The sequence below is a fragment of the Rubripirellula lacrimiformis genome (assembly GCF_007741535.1).
GTDB classification, from domain to species: domain Bacteria; phylum Planctomycetota; class Planctomycetia; order Pirellulales; family Pirellulaceae; genus Rubripirellula; species Rubripirellula lacrimiformis.
On the sequence record NZ_CP036525.1, the window covers coordinates 4331849 to 4351476 of the forward strand.

The 19628-nt window shown below is 55.0% G+C and carries 20 protein-coding genes and 1 pseudogene; 15 read left to right on the forward strand and 6 right to left on the reverse strand.

Annotation, left to right across the window (positions count from 1 at the left end; translation table 11 throughout):
• Positions 1–5: 5 nt before the first annotated feature.
• Complete coding sequence (locus K227x_RS15060) at positions 6–983, reverse strand: site-specific integrase (protein ID WP_145167563.1); 978 nt, start codon at positions 981–983, stop codon at positions 6–8.
• 733 nt (positions 984–1716) lie between these two features.
• Here K227x_RS15060 and K227x_RS15065 point away from each other — a divergent pair.
• From K227x_RS15065 to K227x_RS15075, 3 genes are all read left to right on the forward strand, one after another.
• On the forward strand, positions 1717–2178 hold the full coding sequence (locus K227x_RS15065) for a hypothetical protein (protein WP_218933266.1): 462 nt from the start codon (positions 1717–1719) through the stop codon (positions 2176–2178).
• 566 nt (positions 2179–2744) lie between these two features.
• The gene (locus tag K227x_RS15070; protein WP_145170690.1) at positions 2745–3149 is read left to right on the forward strand and encodes a hypothetical protein; all 405 of its coding nucleotides are present in this window, start codon (positions 2745–2747) and stop codon (positions 3147–3149) included.
• A 247-nt stretch (positions 3150–3396) separates the two neighbouring features.
• Positions 3397–4608: a transposase gene (locus K227x_RS15075; RefSeq protein ID WP_218933267.1), complete on the forward strand. Its 1212-nt coding sequence runs from the start codon at positions 3397–3399 to the stop codon at positions 4606–4608.
• A gap of 949 nt (positions 4609–5557) precedes the next feature.
• Here K227x_RS15075 and K227x_RS31430 read toward each other — a convergent pair.
• Positions 5558–5689, reverse strand: coding sequence for a hypothetical protein (locus tag K227x_RS31430; protein ID WP_261343399.1), 132 nt, complete (start codon positions 5687–5689; stop codon positions 5558–5560).
• 753 nt (positions 5690–6442) lie between these two features.
• Between K227x_RS31430 and K227x_RS31180 the strand changes: the two genes are divergently transcribed.
• Both K227x_RS31180 and K227x_RS15085 read left to right on the forward strand, forming a co-directional pair.
• A complete protein-coding gene (locus K227x_RS31180) occupies positions 6443–7102 on the forward strand; it encodes a site-specific integrase (protein WP_246145820.1) in 660 nt (219 codons plus the stop codon).
• Positions 7103–7276: 174 nt separating this feature from the next.
• Positions 7277–7765 carry a hypothetical protein gene (locus tag K227x_RS15085; RefSeq protein WP_145170692.1) on the forward strand — a complete coding sequence of 163 codons (489 nt, stop codon included), beginning with the start codon at positions 7277–7279 and terminating at the stop codon, positions 7763–7765.
• Between the two features lie 147 nt (positions 7766–7912).
• Here the strand turns inward: K227x_RS15085 and K227x_RS15090 are convergent, their stop codons facing one another.
• Positions 7913–9382, reverse strand: a complete 1470-nt coding sequence (locus K227x_RS15090) for an IS110 family RNA-guided transposase (RefSeq protein ID WP_218933268.1) — start codon at positions 9380–9382, stop codon at positions 7913–7915.
• 414 nt (positions 9383–9796) lie between these two features.
• On the opposite strand from K227x_RS15090, the gene K227x_RS15095 reads away from it, so the two are divergent.
• Positions 9797–10396 carry a hypothetical protein gene (locus K227x_RS15095; RefSeq protein WP_145170694.1) on the forward strand — a complete coding sequence of 200 codons (600 nt, stop codon included), beginning with the start codon at positions 9797–9799 and terminating at the stop codon, positions 10394–10396.
• A gap of 278 nt (positions 10397–10674) precedes the next feature.
• Positions 10675–11049 (forward strand): hypothetical protein, encoded by a 375-nt coding sequence (locus K227x_RS30605; protein WP_218933269.1) that lies wholly within the window; start codon positions 10675–10677, stop codon positions 11047–11049.
• A 109-nt stretch (positions 11050–11158) separates the two neighbouring features.
• Here K227x_RS30605 and K227x_RS31605 read toward each other — a convergent pair.
• A pseudogene (locus K227x_RS31605) lies at positions 11159–11431 on the reverse strand (RNA-directed DNA polymerase (Reverse transcriptase)); the annotation flags it as partial.
• A 187-nt stretch (positions 11432–11618) separates the two neighbouring features.
• Positions 11619–11969, reverse strand: coding sequence for a hypothetical protein (locus tag K227x_RS15105; RefSeq protein ID WP_145170696.1), 351 nt, complete (start codon positions 11967–11969; stop codon positions 11619–11621).
• A 246-nt stretch (positions 11970–12215) separates the two neighbouring features.
• On the opposite strand from K227x_RS15105, the gene K227x_RS15110 reads away from it, so the two are divergent.
• The 8 genes from K227x_RS15110 (at position 12216) to K227x_RS15145 (ending at position 19421) form a co-directional block, all read left to right on the forward strand.
• Positions 12216–12707: a hypothetical protein gene (locus K227x_RS15110; RefSeq protein WP_145170698.1), complete on the forward strand. Its 492-nt coding sequence runs from the start codon at positions 12216–12218 to the stop codon at positions 12705–12707.
• A 237-nt stretch (positions 12708–12944) separates the two neighbouring features.
• Complete coding sequence (locus K227x_RS15115; RefSeq protein WP_145170699.1) at positions 12945–13139, forward strand: hypothetical protein; 195 nt, start codon at positions 12945–12947, stop codon at positions 13137–13139.
• Positions 13140–13337: 198 nt separating this feature from the next.
• The gene (locus K227x_RS15120) at positions 13338–13643 is read left to right on the forward strand and encodes a hypothetical protein (protein ID WP_218933270.1); all 306 of its coding nucleotides are present in this window, start codon (positions 13338–13340) and stop codon (positions 13641–13643) included.
• Between the two features lie 223 nt (positions 13644–13866).
• Entirely contained in the window at positions 13867–14472 is a 606-nt protein-coding gene (locus K227x_RS15125; RefSeq protein WP_145170703.1) for a hypothetical protein, read from the forward strand.
• A gap of 217 nt (positions 14473–14689) precedes the next feature.
• Complete coding sequence (locus tag K227x_RS15130; protein WP_218933271.1) at positions 14690–15166, forward strand: hypothetical protein; 477 nt, start codon at positions 14690–14692, stop codon at positions 15164–15166.
• A gap of 520 nt (positions 15167–15686) precedes the next feature.
• Positions 15687–15932: a hypothetical protein gene (locus K227x_RS15135; RefSeq protein WP_145170707.1), complete on the forward strand. Its 246-nt coding sequence runs from the start codon at positions 15687–15689 to the stop codon at positions 15930–15932.
• Between the two features lie 604 nt (positions 15933–16536).
• The gene (locus K227x_RS15140; protein ID WP_246145821.1) at positions 16537–17529 is read left to right on the forward strand and encodes a hypothetical protein; all 993 of its coding nucleotides are present in this window, start codon (positions 16537–16539) and stop codon (positions 17527–17529) included.
• Positions 17530–17567: 38 nt separating this feature from the next.
• Complete coding sequence (locus K227x_RS15145; protein WP_246145822.1) at positions 17568–19421, forward strand: hypothetical protein; 1854 nt, start codon at positions 17568–17570, stop codon at positions 19419–19421.
• Here K227x_RS15145 and K227x_RS15150 read toward each other — a convergent pair.
• Entirely contained in the window at positions 19410–19559 is a 150-nt protein-coding gene (locus K227x_RS15150; RefSeq protein WP_218933272.1) for a hypothetical protein, read from the reverse strand. The two genes, K227x_RS15145 and K227x_RS15150, sit on opposite strands and share 12 nt — an antisense overlap.
• Between the last annotated feature and the right edge of the window lie 69 nt (positions 19560–19628).

The following is a 19628-nucleotide window of genomic DNA, read 5'->3' on the forward strand; positions in this document are numbered from 1 at the left end:
AGAGGCTACTTCAACTTAGCTTTCGCACCGGCATCGTTGCCGTCGTCTTCTCCGGGCGATTTGCCGAACATCATGTTAATGACCTCGCGCGAGTTGGCCTCGGCGGTGTCGGTCAAGTGCAGGTAGATCATGGTGGACTGTAGCGAAGAGTGCCCCATCAGTTTCTGGAGGGCCTTCAATCCGACGCCCGCTTCGAGTAGGTGCGTCGCGTAACAATGCCGGAGCGTGTGCAGCGTGACTTTCTTGCCCAGGTTCATCGTTCCGGTGATCTTGGCGATGGCTTCCTGAACGGTCTTTTCAGACATCGGGTTCTTGGCCGTGCTGATCCCGTGCTTGGCCAGTGAGTGCCCGCGTCGATTGCCGGGGAACAGCAACGACGGATGCTGGTGCGTGCACCAATAGCTTCGCAACAACTTCAGCGTTGAAGGTGGCAGCGGCAGTAAGCGATCTTTGGCTCCTTTCCCGCGATGGATGTGAGCGAACCCGCGAGCGGCATCGATGTCACCAACCTGCAAGCTCAAGGCTTCGTTGAGCCGCAGTCCCATGGTGTAAACGGTCCAAAAGAAGACAAGCAGGCGTTGAGTCTTGGTGATCTGCATGATGCGGTGGACCTGCTCGATGGTCAGTACGACTGGCAGCGTTTTGGCGTTCTGCAGCTTGAGCATCGCGAAGATCTCCCAGTCGCGTTTGCAGGTGAAGGTGAAGAAGAACTTCACGCCCGAGAGTGCGACCCGAAGCGACCCATTGGCGAACTCGCGATCATTCTTGAGGTGTAGAAAGAACTGGCGGAGTTGCGTTTCGGTGACCTTGTCGGGACTGCACTTCGCAAAGTCGGACAGTTGCCGGACGGCACGGATGTAGCCATCGTGAGTGCGTTTCGCCTTTCCGGTAAGATGCAGGTCCTCGGAAAGACGCTGGCGAAGTTCGGCAGGAAAGTAACGACCGCGTGGATTTGCAGGAGTCTGGGGGTTAGACTTGGGCATGGATGTGTTCCTGTAGCAGGAGGAGTTGATGGGCTGTTCACAGCGAACAGCTCCTCCTGCCAGGATGCTTCAGCGAAACCTCAACTCCCTCATCAATTCCACCTCACCAAAATCCCGCCGCGATAGCGGCTTACTTGAACCAAGCGATGAACGCGGAGTGGCCGACATCGCGTTTTCAAGTGGGAAATCAACCGCGGCCACCCGGTTATCGCGAACGTTATCCGACTGAATTAAACCCATGACTCGGTACTCAGCTGCTCTAACGCTGCTTGCGGTTACCATGTTGCTCGTGACGATTGGATGCGTCTACGCACAACTGCTTTCCGGCTACAGCGGAATAGGCGTTGACGGCGTCACTGTGCGCAATGATCCATCCCTGCGTTCAATGCTCAGCCTGGTTGCCATTGTCACGTGGGTGACATCGGTTCTGTCTTCGCTATTGGCGATTCGGATATCGACCGGCTTCGGTCGTGCTCTGCCGGCTGGACCGCTGCTCATCTCGCTCGGGCTGCTCACGTTCGCTATACTTGGCGCGATCTTTTGATACCCTCGAATGCCAATCGCCGTCCCAAACTTGCAAGTCTCCAACGGATGCACCGGAGCTTTCGACAACGCGTTTTGGCAATAGTTGATGCACACGCGACGGCCGGAAATTCTGGACGTTACCCGACTGAAATCACTTGTTGAACGACACACATCCTAACGAATCGTGAGCTCGAAGGAACCAGTGAAAATGCGATGCACATTGACCGTTGTCTGTCTCCTACTCCTTTCATCTTGCTGCCTTGGGCAAGGTGCGAACAACACACCGACCAACGAGACTCCTGATATTGCCGAATTGCAAACTCGGCTCGAGAAGCTTGAGCAGCGCGTAAAAGAACTTGAATCTGATGGAAACGTCGGTCCGCAATCCGAAGGTCAGGAAAACCTACAGAAGAATTCCGATGTTCATCCCGACTGGACGCATCCAGCCACGAGCCCTGTCGGAAGGCCTACACGTATGCGTTCGATTTACTGGTTTCCGCCCCAGGTATTATGGTCATCTGCTTCTCCCGGTCAAAAACCGCTCCCAGAACCACCGCCTCGTGGCGAAGTACCGGACAACTGGCAAGAAATCAACTATTTTGGTCAGTGGTATTACCTTGTTCCGATGAACAAACCGACAAGCTCTCCTGCCGCCGGAGAACAAGAATAGCGGATAACGATCGCATGCAACGGAGCCGGCGGTCGGGTCGGTTTTGAAATCAACGCGTATTGCGCCGGCCCGCTGATGCGTAGCGTTCCCTCTCAAAGCATGAATCCTTACGAACCCGCTACCCAAACTACCGCAGCACCGCAAGCGACTGGCAGGGATCGTAGCGGTATAGCCGTAGCCTTTATTGGAACCCTACTTTGTATCGTCGCTGGACTGTACTTCACGACAACTCCAGCGCCTGCCACTGGAACGCCACGTCGGTATGCGCGATATGTGGCAGAACCCGAGTTCCCATGGTCTTTACTGACACATGAGCGACTAGGTTGGATCGCAGCGTCTTTGAGTGTGGCGATGGCGATGATTTCCGTGTATCGCTGGATACGATTGCCTAGCAGACATTCTGGAGAATCGACAAACCAGAACGAGAAATAGGTTTGAACTGACATTGGGCTCGCTTGATCGAATTAGAGGGAACCCAGACATGCACCGGAGCCGCCGAGTCGGTCTAGCTTACTAACACATCAACCCCGGCGGCCGCGGTGATGTCAACTGTTCTGCAACACACGATGACTGATGACATTACGCTATGTTGGCACGCGGACCGGACAGCCGAAAGCTTTCCCGCTACGGGTGTCGTCATCGATCGTCTGCTTGAGATAGGCTTGGGCACAACACCTGATAACGGCCTTGCAGTCGTGATCGCTAAACCTAACGGACAGGAGATGGTTGTCGTCATCGCTGGCGACCGTTGGTGTCTCGATTGGCTTCCCGCAGACTATCATGAACAGGGATGTGTCGGCTCCTTCCACACCGTTGCTGCCAATCAAGATGCCTCTGACTACATCGTGACCTACTACCTCCAAGGTCACCATAGTGAATGCATTGCGAGTCAAACGATCGCAAAGGAAGATGCAATTCGAGCAATATGCCTGTTCCTCGCGTCGGTACAGCAGTTCCCGGCGGTTGGCTAAATCCCGTAAAATACGGTGTGGTGATTTGCTAGCGTGTCGCGATTGGATGAAGCCTTGATTGGAGCCGGGGGTTGACGCTCCAATGGACGGCTTTCGCTCTCGTCCAAGGCGATCGATCATGACCCGTCCGGCGCCCCCGTTCCCCAAGTTGCGGCGATTCCTTTGCGCTGATGCACTCATCGATACGTTACGCCGGAGATTTCAATCGGTCCCCGACGCGCGGGAACAATCCGGGACGGTTTATCCAATGGTGGATACTCTCTTGGCTGCGTTTGCGATGTTCTCACTCAAAGACCCATCACTGTTAGCTTTTGAAGAACGGTCCGGCGAACCTGCCATCAAACGACTCTTCGGGATCGACGCTATTCCCAGCGATACGTCCATGCGAGAGATCCTTGATGGTATCGATACAAGTCATCTCAACGAAGCCTTTGCAGACATCTTCCACGAACTTCAACGCGGGAACGTCCTGCGAGAGTTCGCGTTCCACAACAATCATTACCTGCTAGCGATCGATGGCACTGGATACTTCTGTTCCTCAAAGATCCATTGCCCCGAGTGCTTGGAACGTAAAACCAGTGGTGGCAAGATTCAGTATGTGCATCAAGCGGTTGCCGCGGTGCTCGTTCATCCCGACCAGAAAGTCGTCATCCCACTGGCAATCGAACCCATCGTCAAACAAGACGGAGAAACCAAAAACGATTGCGAACGCAATGCGACACGACGCCTATTGAGGCGAATTCGCTTGCTCTATCCGAAGATCAAGCTGATCGTGGTCGAAGACGGACTGGCCAGCAACGCTCCGCACATCGCCGACCTGAAAGATCTGAAGATGAGTTACTTGCTCGGTGCAAAACCGGGTGACCACGCTCACTTGTTCGATCAAGTGATTGCTGCGGGCGACGAAGACCGAATCGAAACACTCACACGGGTTGACCCGATCGGTAACCGCGTCATCCAAAGCGAGACCCAGTACGTCAGTGACCTGGCGCTCAATGCGTCGAATCAATCTCTGCGAGTGAATTTTCTGCAGCACTTTGAATACGACAACGATAGCGGCGAAGTGAGCAAGCGATTCAGTTGGGTGACGAACGTCACGTTAGATCGTTCGCTGCTATCGAAATTCACCGCGGGAGGTCGTAGTCGCTGGCGGATTGAGAATGAGACGTTTAATACGCTCAAGAATCAAGGCTATCACTTTGAACACAACTACGGTCATGGAAAGCAAAACCTATCAACGGTACTGATGCTGCTGATGTTTTTAGCGTTCATGGTTGACCAAGTACAGCAAGCATGCTGTCCGCTGTTTGCCTCGGTGCAGGAGAAGTTCAAGAGTCGCCGAGCGTTGTGGGAAAAGCTTCGCAGCCATGTGAATCACTTCGTGTTTGAATCGTTTGCCGAACTTTGGCAAGCGATGCTCAGTGGATCGGCGATGGGTGTTCCGCCGCCTCGTGGATAAGATCGGCCAGAAGTAGCGTAACCTCAGCGGTCTAAAACGTCGATTTTGGCCTCAGCACTGGTGACGCACGCGCCCAGCCGAGCACTCTCACTCCGATTTGTCGTTAGGGACGCCCCACGAGCGTGGGACGTCAGTTCCGAAGGCACGAAATCACCATCGCAGCAGGCCACGACAACTCGACCAGCCTTCAAATGCACCTCCACTCCACGCTCACCACCCAATAGCGAAGGGCGACCGGGAACTGCTGGCGTCGGTACAGAGGCCAGATTGTGTTCAATGGGAAATGGACTGAGTTGCAGAACAAAGCGTTGGACGCGGAGCCGCCGATCGCGTTTTTTGTGAAGTCAATGTCGATTGGCGGCGGCCCGGTCAACGCAATCGTTATTCGATTTGAGAAACGATGAAGACTGATCGCCACATCGACGACGGCAGCACCGTTTGGTCGTTCACGGACCACTTTCTTGTTGAATGCCCTCGTTGTGGTAAATGCGCCTCCACATCACCAGTGCAGGAAGATGCAAGCACAACCGCTCGCATGGTGTGTCCGTGGTGCGGCTACACAAAGAGCCGAGGGAAACTCTATGGCTCACGAAAATTGCAGGGCGGCGATTGGTATTTCGACTTTCCACTTTGGCTTCAAATTCCGTGCTGCGGTGATACTCTGTGGGCCCACAATCTGCAACACCTTGCTTACCTCGAGTCCTATGTTTCGGCATCACATCGAGATCGCAAGCCAGACTACGCACACGGCTGCCGAAATGGGACAATGGCCAGTCGGCTTCCACGGTGGATGACAAGTGCCAAAAATCGGACTTCCGTATTGCGGTGCATCGAACGACTGCGTGACAAAATCCGCGAATAACAATCCCGTGAACCGGAGTCGCGTGTCAAGCGTTTTGGCGATGGTAAACTTTTCGACGCGACCCGGTTACGGGTAGCGTTCATCGGATCAGATGATGATTCCAACGTCCAGCAAATGAACGTGCTGCCATTCGTGTGCTTCGCGTTTTTCGTGGTCAACCTCTTTCTCACTGCTGGCGAGCATGGACTGAAACGCGGCCCAACTGGTGGAGTGCGACATGGGTCGCCTGTGGTTCGCATTTGAAGTCATCGTTCTCTACTTGGCTGCTCGGACCGACTGTGATAGGGGATTCAACGCCCGTTGACATCAATGCTGACAACCAACACTTGGGGGTGGACTCCGCGCAACACAATGCTCGCAACCAACGCCTTGGTGCCGGCCGCCAAGGTAGGGATTTGCGATGGCTGGTTTGAATCGGATACACTGGCAGCGGGCGTTGGATGTGCTCACCGTCGCCCACCGTAAACGATGAACTATCGGATGCACGTGAGTCGCCGTGTTGAGCTGTTTGAAGTGGTACGTCACTCGCGGCGACCACGTGATCCGTAACGTTGAACTTAATCGAGTGGGCTCCGGTGCAGTGGGGAGTCGCGGCGTGTTTGTTGTTGGTGGTTGACGTGGTGGCACGCATCCATGCGTGAAGGTGAGTTGGCATCCATGCCAACTTGATTCAGCTGGGTGATCGTCGCGTTTTCTTGGCGCACGTGTGTCGTGCCTGCTGCCATCTGGTCTCGGTGGCGTCCTGCGGACGCTGTCGGTCGGCGACCGTTCCGGAAGGTTGCCTGCTGAGTCTCTTGTTGGTCGCGGGCGGTGTTTCTGGTCCGTCCGGAAGCCTTCGGGCACGGGTTCGGTTGTGGCGAACGTTACGGTTAAATGGGGCTTGCGCTTTTGGGATCTGCAAGCATTGTGGAACACTTCCGCACTCCGATTTCTCGGCGTGCAACGTTCCAATCCTGCTTTCACGCATACACCATGACTCCCCACCAAAAGCATCCCTGCGAACTCATCCGGCGAATGGCCGAGGACATGATCATTCGCAACTTGGCCCAGTCTACGATCGACGCCTACACCTATCACGCTCGACGCTTCGCTGCCTTCATCGCCAAGCCGCTGGGCCGAGCAACCGTCGAAGACGTTAGAACCTTCCAGCTTTACCTGATCCAACAAAAGAAGGTCGCCTACAGCACCTTCAACCAAGCGGTCTGCGCGCTACGGTTTCTCTACCAGGATCGTTGCCGCGAGCAACTGGAGGCAGTGGAGGGATGGCGACTTGGAGAACCATCAGCTGACTCGTCCAAGGAAGCGTTCGCCCAGTCGCCAGACCAAGTGTGCGAGCACTGCGGCAGCGACCGGATAGAACTGGTCCAAGATACGCCGAAGCCTTCATGGGCAGAGATCTTTTGGCGAGAGGACGATCGCTGCCCGGGGTGGTACGCCGACCGGCAGCGGGAGTCGCATCGTCGTCTCTGGACAGAAAGCAATGGTACCGATTTTTACGATTGGTACCTGGAAACCCAGGTAGAAAGTGCAGAGGGAATCGAGCGGAAGCCAATCGCCATGGTTCAGTTGCCGCTGGCAGGATTTACGGGCGATTTCGGCTACCCCCAGTCGTATCTGGTAGACTCAATTTGACAGGCCGGTCGTCTTGGCCTGCGTCCGCTGTGCTGCCCCCAGTGCGGCGACAAAGTTCAGCGCACGATCTATCCGTCAGCCATGCGGCAACCCCAACATGCAACACTGGGGTCTTTCACGCCTGGCCGAAGGATAGATCGCAATTCGTTATCCCACTAAGCTTTGCGTAGGGCAATGAAACGCATAGTACTGTTCCTGCTTGTAGCGGTTTTTGTTCTTGGATTCGCGTTTCCCATTGCCACCTCGGCGCGTCGTGGGTACCACCGTTTTAGGCTGCGGTCGGCGCAAGAAGAAATTCTAAATGGTAATCTCGATGGAACTTTGCTAAACTTGTTCGGCAATGGGCTCGAAGCTCAATCGCATCACCTCGCGAGGCTTGCCGCAATTGGCGACATAAGCCATGCAACCTATGTCTTGCCGCAGGTCCCTAACGATTCTGGCGAACGGCGAAAGCTCTGCTGCGAATTGGCTCGCAACAATTGCCCTGCATCACTATACTTCTCATCTGAAGAAACTTTCGATTCGCAACCCATGACGCTTGATGTGTGGTGTGAACTTGAGGATTTGAACGCTTGGCTCGTTTTCCTGAAAACTTGCGATGACCGGGTCCTTGAAAGCGGATCTCCAGGAACACCACCTGCTCACCCCGCATCAGACGGGTGATTGTTTGCGGGTTTTGAGCGCAGCCTCTTTGCTTGAGACGCATTTCGGAGACTCCGGTGCAGTGTCAAGCCGCGTTTCGAATCGATTTATAAGATCTGGCGCGTACCGGTAGCGCAGTGATCTGTGTTGGCTTGCCCTGAGGACTCTCTAAGCCGCCAGGTTCGGCTGCAGGTCGTAGCCTAATTCAATGGCTCGGCGACGCAGGCTTGCCACCAGCTTGTCCTGAAATCGACTGTTGTAAGCCTCTGCTCCGACGTCTTTGTACGGCCTGCCTGTCTGGATCATCGTGTAGACAATGATTGCCAATTTGCGAGCGATGGCCGTGATTGCACTGGCCGCACCGTCGCGCCCGCGCAGTCGCCGGCCGAAGGCGCCTAACGCGCACTTCGATTGAATCAAGGTCTGTGCACAAACGCGAAATGTTTGCGCGACTCGATTGCTACTGCGATGGGTCGGGCTTTTGCCTTTCTTCTGCTTCTTGCCACCTGACTTGTTGGCTTCTGGGCAAAGACTCAGCCAACTGACGAAATGCTTCTCCGTCGGGAACGCATTCACATCAGTCCCAATCTCCGAAACGATCTGAAGAGCCGAATGAGCGCCAATGCCATCGATGCTGGTCAGGTCGACACCCAGCATTTGGTAAAGGATCGTGCGAGTGTCAAACTTCGGTTCGTTCGTTGTCTTGCTACGCTGTTTGGCGCGAGGCGGTTTGGCCAATGGTTGCCCGTCCGAATGGTCATCGAATTGTCGCATGTACGCTTCGATTTCAAGATCGACTTCGACGATCTTCTTGTGATAGTAACGATACAAGTCCACGGCTTGGCGTAATGAGAAGAGGTGCTCGTCTCGCCAGTTGCCCTGCAGCGCTAAGGCAATCGTCGCTTCGTCGTTCTTGCACTTTTCGTTTCGCAGTTTGGCAAGCTGATGCGGATCACGCTCGCCTGCTAGAATGGCATCGATGATCGCTGTTCCCGTCGCACCGAGAATGTCGCTTATCACTTCGGTGAGCTTTAAGTTCATCTGTTCCATTGCTTTCTGCATATGCTGGATGTGCTGAGCGGAACTCTTGACGAGCATCTCACGTTGCCGCATGTAGCTGCGCAGGACGATGATACGATCTGCGGGCCGAAACGATCCAGTGAGCAGTCCGAACGTGTGCAACGTTTGAATCCATTGGCTATCCAGAACGTCGGTCTTACGTCGAAACTTCTTGACTTGACTCGGCTCGACCAAGATCACTTCAAAGCCGCGCCGCTCGAGGACTTCGAACAGCGGGATCCAGTAGACGCCGGTGGACTCCATCGCAACCGTTTCGATTCGGCACTCCGTAAGCCAATCGGCAATCGCATCGAGATCTGCGGTGAAAGCTCCAAAGCTTCGGACCTGATTCTCCGCGTCACGATCTTTGGGGACGGCAACGAAATGGACATTCGCTGCGATATCGATCCCCGCGGCATTCACGTTGACTTGCTTGAGCGATTCGATCGGCGGTGGCGCGTTGTCGACAGGCAGGCCAACACGTTGACTGGTTTGTGGCCTTGCTGTCGCTCTGCGAAGCTGGAGAGGCTTCTTGTTGCCGCTGACACCTTGCTTGTTTTTGCTTTTCTTGCGTGACATAATGGAATCTCCTGAGCGCCAAACGTAAAGGAACTTGGGAAAAGGCACGGACCGGGCGTACTCGACATATTGCTGTTTAGGTTCTCCAACGAGGTCGTGTTGAGATGCGCAAGCAAATCAAACTGCCATCAATGCCAACGTCAAGAGTCGAGCAGGGCCAAGATAACCAGCGGGCTAAACGCACCAATCCGCAGACGGCCTCCACGACCCGGTCCGTGCACTTTGATTTTCGCGAAACGAAACATCACTTGCAACTAAAACCCAAAGCATTGTTCCTCCAGAGCCACCCCGAAGCGCAGCGTTGTAAGTCTGATACCCATGACGTCCACCGGAGGACGGCATGTGGCGTTTGCAAATGGACAATCAAACCGCCGTCCCCGGTGACGTCGGGCGTTCCCCCACAGAAATCCTCAGATGAGACTTGCAGCAATCGCACTCCTTCTGACGTCAACGTGCACCGGATTTGGACAGGAGCCAAAGTCCACTGAAATTCCAAAGAGGTACTCGAAGTTCCAAGGCGATTGGGTGGTCGCTACGACGCAAACGCACACGGAGAGCACGGAGAAGCCAGCAGAGATCTTCGCTAACGTTAACGGCGAGAGGTTTACGCTGAGCGGTGCTGCCGTCGCTAAAGACCTCCGCCGACCGTTTGAGTTTAGAGTCCCCAAAGACGAAAAAGAAAATCCGTACCGTGAACTTCAAAGACGCGGTGCACAGAATCTTGACGACATTCTTGACGTCGACAATCAGATTATGGTCTTCTGGTTTGTCGGAATTTACAAATGGACCGACGAGGAGCTTCATCTTGCCCTGAAATACTGTGGGCAAGGCGTCGAGGGACAACATTTCCGCGACTTCCGCCCGCCTTCATCATTCGACGACAATCCAACCGACGGTGAGGTGCGGCTGGTTTTGAAGCGTAGGAAGAAGCAGGCGAACCATCCGATGCACCCGAACGGCGAAATCGGGCGTTTTCAAGTGGATGATCAATCGTCGCCGCCGGTTGATCGGTAACGTTATCGCACCGACACTTCTCAACTCAAACCACAAGCCTTAGTGATCCTTGGGGCTTCATGAGCGTTTAACGACAAATGAAATGCACGGAATGCGGGAGGGTAACCCTCCGTCAAGACGCGATGAATTGCAGGGACTGCGGGCACCCCTTCGTTAACGCACCTCGCGACGATCTTCTTACTGGCATTTCTAGTGCCCACCGCGCGCAACAGATCTCTTTTCGGGATGCGTCAAATACGGGTTCGCTTCGGCCACGAAAATTCATTGCTGCCTTAACCATGCTTCAGGGTATCATTGGCGTCTTCGGAGCAATTGCCGTCGCTGTACTTGCTTTCGCTTCGCCCCCGAGCCTGGTGACGATTTCTCTTTTAACGACAACGATTGTTTTTCGAGGTTTCCGTGGACTTGCCGGAGGCATTCTGCTGTGGCAAGGAACAAGGAAAGGCTACCAGTTCTCCGTGGGATGCTGGATGTACCTAACACTCGTTGGATTGCTCGCCCTGGTTCAAATGTTTTTCATTGACCTGTCTGCCCCGTACATGATGCGACACGTTGGCTCTACCATCGGCAAGCTACTTTTTGGCTCCGCATTCACTTACGTTCTCTTAGCAGACCTATTAAACTCAAGTTCGTCAGCTTTTCGTAAGCCGTAGCAAATGTAGAACATTCGGCGAGAGGGTTCTTGCGATAACCATCGCAATCGGGATAGGGCCCCGGATTGCTCCGGGGGCCCTCCCACATCACATAGCATGCGGTTCCGCACTAGGCGACTCGCCGATTGGATGCAAGCTTGCACCAACGTTCTTCAAGACTCAGTAAGCCCTCACTTTCTAGGTAACCGTTCGACAACGCGCGTTGGACGCCGGACGTGGTGGAGAGACGCCACGGGCCTTTGCTGCTCATGGCGAACGGTCGAGCATCCGCATACGACAAACCTAACGATATCAGTTTACGGAGCCGAGTGATCGACTTCCTCCACTGCTTCCAGTAACAAGCTCGGACACGTCGCCGAAGCCACTTGTCGAGCGTACTGAAAGTTGTATTGACTTGATCGTGTCACGGGGCGCCTCGATGGGACCAGCAATGGGCGCTTTTCGTGCCCCCACCAATTTGAGGTGTGTCCGCAAATTCGTTCTTCGGATTTAAAGCCCCGAGGACGGGGCAACGGGCTGTAAATCCAAAAAACGAATTGGCTTGCGTTATCCATTTGGGTGGGGGCGTTTTAGGCGCCCACAGGTGGTCCCTTTTCAAGCGCCCCGTGACAATCGAGTTGGAAATACCCAAGCCAACCGATCGCGTAAGAACGGAACTCTGTGAAACGCTTCATCATCGAGATGCCTCGGTTTCTACGAAAGATCTCCGAGGCACGCTGTTTGAATGCTTTGAGCTTCTTGCGACTCACGCGAAACTGACCGCCAAAGCCACGGAATTCGTAGCCGACGTACTCAAGCGATTGCGTCTTACAGACGCTGCTCTTGTCACGATTGACTTGCAGTTTCAACGTCAGCGTCAGAAATCGCTCAACGTTCGCGTACGCACGATGCGCAGCAGCATCAGACTTGGCGAAGATCACGAAGTTGTCCTCACCTCGTGTTGAATTCTTACGAGCTATTCATCTGGTAGGATGACTCCCTTCTCGAAATAACTGGAACTACACACGGGACTGATCCAATGATGGATGGCACCCGATAAGATCACGCCCATGCTGGGCGTACATTCAACGGAGTCGGGCATGCAAGATTTCACCAATGGCCAGTCAACTCTCCCGACCCGCTGATCACTGACGTTCGCCGACTGATGGCTCAAGCCTCCCTCGTCTATGAAACGCTTTTCGTTACGAACACTTTTGATCGCGACGGCTGTGATGGCAGTGCTCATGGCACTTCCGATCCGACGTGCAATTGAGCAGAAACGCGGACGCGAATGGGTAGCCTCTCAAAACGGCCACGTGATCTTCTCGTACAAATACGGTGCGCTGACCGATCAATGGAACCACAACGCTTCGCTTCCCGCCCCCGAATGGCTCATCAACGCCGTCGGCATCGACTTCTTTGATACAGTCGACACCGTGGTGCTCGACAACATGGAGGTGACCGACTTGTCTCCGATCACGGATTTGCACAGCCTTCGACAACGTGCCATCTGTATTGATATCGATCACAAACTTGACTTCGCACCGTTAGCTGAACTTCCAAAACAGCAGCTTGTATTCCTCGATTACACCGACATCAGTGCAGAAGGACTTGCTAAACTACGTCGCCTCCTCCCCAATGTCCGTGTGGATGCGACGAACCCTTCTCCGCCAGACTAAAGCGGCGTATCACCCGATGCACCCGAGTCGCCGAGCCGGACGTTTTGACAAAGGAAGATCTCTCGCGGCGACCGGGTGATCGAAACCATTCGCCGACCTAGCATGCATCATCACCGTTTCTTACCTACTTCGATACTCGTCGCTCTGTTCATGCTTGTGGGATGCGCACCTCCGCAGCAACTACCTCCCGCCGTAAACTCCGTAAAATTCCCATCAACTTCAGGAGACGCACTCTTGATGGCGAAGACAACTGCAGCCGAAGAAGGGTTTCGACTTGACGAATACAACACCCCAATCGCTGTCTACGAAGATTTTCGTGATCGGCAACGGTGGTGGGTGCACTTCGATGGTAAACGCAACGTATTTGGTGACCATTTTTCTGTATGCATCACGAAAGGGACCGAGGATGCGGAAGTGTATCTGGGGCGATGACTGATTCATCTGGCATTCACGCGAGTTGCATCCCGATTCCCCTCCAGTGTTTGCCGCACACCCGCCCGTGCACCGGATCCGGGCTTGCGAGCGATTTGACAATGGTTCACTTTTTACTCCCGTCCCGGTGACGGGCAACGTTCGCCGCCAGATTTGCTTGACGCCGATCGTTGATATTGCAACTTCCCGGTCCAGTTGATGATTGACGTGCCGTTCGTACTTGAGATCGTCATCCCCGTTTCACTAGGGCCGATTGATCGCGGCGAACGGTACGAACTGCCGCTCTGTGACATTTTCGATGAATTGGATGATGGTGATGTCGTCGGAGGCGGAACCTACGCCTCGCCGGGCGTGGTCGAGAGTTGCCATTTCGTGTTCGAGACTTCGGATGTTGATCGCTTCATGCCGCACATACTGAAGTTGCTCGAATCTTCAAACGCACCGGCAGGCACAATCATTCGACAACTTGAGCCCGACGAACTTGATTTGCGTGTCGTTAGCTGAGTCCCATTGCCGTGTCGGCACGCTCGGTTGCGACTCGATTTGCTGGCGGTAGATGCGATTGCTATGCTCTATACAATGTCTTTGGCACTGCGGTGCGTGTATCGGCTGCAATGCGGCGCACCCTACGCTGCACCCGAGCAGCGAAGTCGGGCGTTTTGAAGTGGTTGATCTTCCGTCGCCGCCGGCTGATTGTCAACGTTATCTGAATGATGTGAGCACTCCAATGACGATTGCCCGTGACCGTCTCAAGCTCAGAGACTTCACGCCTTTGCAACACGAGGCAGAAGCTGCTCAGCAGCTTGACGACCTTACAGGTCGCTTCGCAATCAACGATTCCGGAAACATCGTAAAACTCTACGTTGGGGACAAACTTACCGACCAGCACACCCACCTCGTTCTTGCTTTGGTGAACCTTAAGTTCTTCACGGCGCTTAACCACCCAGCGACTGAGGCGGGAATTTCGGATTGCGGCATGGCTGAGTTGCTTTCGCATCCGTCACTTGATTACATCACGTACCAGGGAAACGAGCAACTGACTGGCTCCTTTTTTCGATCGCTGCAGAATCCTTCATCCGTCAAGCGAATTGGTGTGCCGTACTGCCCAATTGACGACGACGGTTTAGCCCTAGCTCGCGACTGCTCACTATCTCACATATCTGTTCGGGGATCGCTAATATCCGACGATTCGGTTGATACACTTTGTTCTATGCGTTCTCTTTCGCAAATTCATGTTAAACAAACGCGAATTACGCGATTTGGGTTGGAACGACTGCGGGATGCGCTGCCAGACTGTTGGATCGACTTGCTGGACCGCCCCAACGACGGATAACCAGTGTGATCGGGATAGGGCCCGGATTGCACCGGGACCCTCCCACACCACCTAGCATGCGGATCGGCACTAGGCGGTTCGTCTTAGCGGAGCAAGCTCGCTCCATCTCTCTTCGAGGTATACAGTCCGTTGACTTTGAGCCATGCGTTGGACAACGCTCGCTGGACACCCGACGTCATTGGAAGACGCCAGACGGCTTCACAACCCTGATCCGTCATTGTCACGTACGAACGGGATCACCATCCCGATCAAATCCAACAATCCAAACTCGCCGCCCGTTGTTCCAACCCAACCGTCGGTCCGACCAACATCCGCGACTGTTGACATTCAGTACTTCGCTGGCACGGCCGAAAATGGACAAAGCGAGATACGAGTTGTCGTCGAATGGCCACCAAAGGGCAATTCTTCCATCAACGGCGAGTCCACCCTGACGGAGGCCAAATCGGCTTCGATTGATTTTGAATCCGTTCGAAACTTTTTGGAAGGTACAGGACGGTTTCGCGTCGATTCGGCTGAGCAATTCTATGGTCCGGCAACGGGCGACGGACAACCATCGGACGATCGATATACCGTTGATGTTAAACTGTTCATTGATGGCCCCAACCCTGACGCAAGACTTTCGACGACCTTTCCGTATCAAGAACGCAAATTACTTTTCGATCTCGCTCAACGCGTCTGGCCTGGGATCGCTTGACTTAAATCGTTCACAATCCGAACGGCGGAGAACTAAGAATTGCACCAGAGTCGGTATTCAGGGCGGATTGGCCATCCCAAGGACTTTTCTGCCGACTCGCCAAATTTCATCGTTCTTGCTGTCCGACGATACGCAATGGAACGTTAAACGGCTTGATTGTTGCTTGATCGATTTCCACGTTCCGTTACGGCCCTCTGATCGCTCGTTGCTAACGAAGATTTGTGTTCTGTCCGATTGGAACACTCGTCGCCGCGAATCAACACTCATTGATTCGCGGTCTTGCTAGAACCGGAAGACCATGGCGGTCGATGTGCCCGCTGATCGTTGCTGGCACCAGTGCACTGCTTCGCCGCGGTACTTCTGACGCGGACGCGTGTGCCCGATCAGATACGCTTCGGCTCTCTTGACACTGTCCGTCAAGACAACGAAAATGGGTACTTCGCTTCACATTCGTGGCAGTTGCCGACGGAGTGCTTTCGGCGAGACTTCCATCCATTCCTTGTTGCTGGAGAACTCTCTGATGCCGTTTTCACTTGGTGCGATTGAATTGTTGTTGCTAGCCGTGCTGGCAATTCCTGTTGCGTTGCTCTACGCCCGTAACCACCGACACCATCGTGTGGGTGTTGCGATCGTTGCGTGTGCCGCACTTGCGGCCTTGATTACACCGGCAGACATCGTCTCGATGTTGTTGCTGTTCGCGGCGTTCGCGGGTGTGTTTCTGTTTGGATCGCGATACCGCCTCGATCCACCTTCGACGATCGCGTAGCGCCAAAGTGGCGGGGATTCGTTTCACGCCCCGAGGACGCGAGTTGAGCAGATTTGCAATTGAGAATCTTGCGTGCAAGCAGGCGGAAGTTCTGGCGTTCTCTGGGCAACGCGGTGGAGCATTCATTCGTCCACGTTCTAGAGGGACTGCGGTCGCGTCTATGGCCAACGGCAATGGTGAGTCGCTGGCCATGAGGTCACGGTCATTGCGGAATTCCCGGCCGCTTACGCGTCGCGGCTCACTCCGTTTGGGCGGGTTGCTGTAGCGCCGCTCGCCATAGAATGGCCGTTGCTTGAGTTCTGTTTTGAATTTGAGCCGGTTGGGCGACGGGCCCGGTTCTTGGGCCCGGTTCTTGGGCACGTAGCTTAGGCTATTGCCTGAACGAATCATTTAGTCGGCAACGAGTCGAGTGGTTTGGACTAGGGCGTGGAATGACCGAAAGTCTTGGCGACTTGCGCTACGGGATGGGGGAATGACCGAAAGTCTTGGCGACTTGCGCTACGGGATGGGGTCCATGAAATCTCGCTCGCTTTGCAGGCGAAATCCGACGCCATAGAATGGGCCGCGCCCAACCGACAAGTCAGCGTCCCCATTTGGCTTCACCGTGAACGAACCGAAACAAGATTTCCTACCGATCCTATGTCTCCGCTTGGGAGCGCTGCTTTGTTTCGGCGGCTGGACTTGGGTGCACTATTACTGGGAGGCACCGTATGGCGTGTTGCTGTGGCAGGACTCGACCTTCCAGATGGCGACGCGGCTTGGCATCAGTTGGGACGAATTCGTAGGAACCGGCGCAGACGACGGGTTCGTGCAAAAGTGGATCGCCCGGATCTGGTGGCTGTACTTGGTCTGCGTTGTTCTGACGCTAACGGTCCGCCGAAAGTCACGCATTCAAATGTGCGGCTTGCTGTTGGGCAGTGGGTTGCTGATGTGGCTGTGTTATGCCAAGTACGTCGCGGCGCTTCGGCAACTGCCGATGTTTGTTGAACACGGCAGCCAGATGCTGATTCCGATCTTGCTTGTTTCGGCATTGGCGCTCGGAGCGCGGCATCGGGTAACAGTGTCAATCGCGATGGTGGCGGTGGTGATGACGTTTGCTGGTCATGGCAGCTATGCACTTGGGATTTGGCCGACACCGGCGAACTTCTATGCGATGACGTCGGTGATTTTGGGAGTCGAGTATTCGACGGCCCAGACACTCTTGCGAGTAGCCGGAGTGCTCGATTTTGTCGTTTGCGTCGGAATCTTTGTCCCCTACCTGCGACACGCATGTGTTTGGTATGCGGTCGTCTGGGGATTCCTAACCGCGGCTGCTAGGCCGGTGGCCGGGATGTCGTGGGGGCTGAACTACTGGGGGGCTGATCAGTATTTGCACGAAGCCGTTCTGCGAGCGCCCCATTTTCTGGTTCCGCTGTACCTGTGGATGATCTGGCGGCAACCGAAGCACGCGATCGATGCCGTGGTGGTTGCCGATTTGCAGACGGAATCCAGTCTTCAGGACGTGGATTCGAGCAAGCGGCTGCCAAAGGGCGGATCTGCGTCTACACTACTGGTTCGTCCAGGCTTGCTGTCACCCGATGGACAGCCGCTGCTGTAGGACGAAACGAAAAACTACGAATCAAAGGCGAACGATTGATGATACTGAACAAATGCAAACAATGGGCTGTCTGTGGCCTGTTGATGTTCTTCGCGGCGACACCGGTTTTGGCTCAGCAGAAAGCCCGAAAACGGCCCGGTCGTGCCGATCTGACGATCCCGGAAGTGAAACGCAGCGAGGTCATCTGTTTCGCGTTGTACACTGTCAGCGACAACACGCTAAAACTGACCGCCCAACTGTATCCCTTGGAATCCAGCGACGCCAAAACGGTCCGCTTGGAAGTCGAAAAGGACGGCAAATGGGTGGAAGTCGCACAGACCAGTGTGATCCCGCAGGGATGGACGGCACCGTTCCGAGTTGAAAACTGGGACGACACGCAAGCAGCGAAATATCGAGTGCTGCATGGGCCCGAAGCGAAGTTCGAAGGCACAATCCGCCGCAACCCGATCGACAAGGACGAGATTGTTGTCGCGGGGTTCACCGGCAACTCGATCCATCCCGCTCACGGCGGCGACATTTCGCGTCAGGACCTGATTGACAACGTCAAAGCGGTCGACGCCGACGTGCTGTTCTTTTCGGGCGACCAAGTCTATGACCACAACCGGCACTACGCCGCATGGTTGAAGTTCGGCCGTGATTTCCGCGACATCATCAAAGATCGTCCCACTGTTTGTCTGCCCGATGACCACGATGCCGGTCAACCGAACCTGTGGGGCGAAAGCGGCAAGATTTCGACGCTAAGCGGTGCGGCCGACGGTGGCTATTCGCAGCCCGGTGTGTACGTCCAGGAAGTCGAACGTGCGCAGACCAGCCATCTGCCCGACCCGGTCGATCCCCGCAAAGTGGGGCAAGGCATCGGTGTCTATTTCACGAATCTGAATTGGGGCAACGTCGACTTCGCCGTTCTAGAAGATCGGAAGTTCAAGACAGGGCCCGCCGGCCGAGTTCCTAAACAGGGACCCCGCCCGGACCATATCCGCAACCCGGACTACGATCCTGCGAGTGTCGATGTCGAAGGGGCGATTCTGCTTGGACAGCGACAGCTTGATTTTATCGATCGTTGGGCCCAAGACTGGGACGACGCAAAAATGAAGGTGGCGTTATCGGCCACGATCTTCTGTGGCGGTGCACACATTCACGGGACGGCCAACGGTCGCCTGCACGCCGATATGGATTCGAACGGCTGGCCGCAAACGGGCCGGAACAACGCGTTGAAAGCACTGCGAAAAGCGTTCGCGTTTCACTACGCTGGCGACCAACACTTGGCCACCATCTTTCATCACGGCGTCGACGAGTATCGCGATTCGATCTGGTCGTTTTGCGTGCCTTCGATCGCCAACCTTTATCTGCGTTGGTGGGAACCGCTACAGCCAGGAATGAATCGCGAGCCCAACAGTCCGGAATACACGGGCGACTCGTTGGATGGATTCGCCAACAAGGTGACCAACTATGCCGCGGCCAATCCCGAGAAGATGCCGGCGGGCAACCTGCTGAACACTCGCGCCGCGGGTTTCGGCATCGTTCGACTGAACACGAAGACGCGTGACATCACCATGGAATGCTGGCCGCGGAACGTGGACGTGACGGATCCGGCAGCCAAGCAGTATCCGGGTTGGCCACGCACGATTTCTCAATTCGACAACTACAATCCTCCGTCTTGGGGAAAGCTTGGCGAACTGACCTTTGACGTCGATTCGCCCGTGATCCAAGTGGTGGATTCCGCCGACGGCGAGGTTCTGTACACGGTGCGTGTGAACGGGAACAAGTTTGCTCCGGGAGCCCCCAGGGGCAGAACGTTTACGGTCAAAGCTGGTCAACATCAAGCCGATACCGTTGTCGTCAAAGACGCCCAGGTTGGCGGTGAATCGAAATCCGTCCAGCTACAGAAGTAGCGTCTGGCTGTACGGAACAGGTTTCACATGCGGCATGATCCATGTCGCGTCTGCGACCGACACAAGTGACGATGCCGTCACGCCAGGAGTCCAATGTCCGATTGGGCCCGCCTGGTCCGCACCTGGAATGGTGGGCACGGGTGATGGTGTGGTGAAGGTTCCGGCTTCCATGCTGGAACTGATCCGGTGGTCGTCAGGAACGTTTTG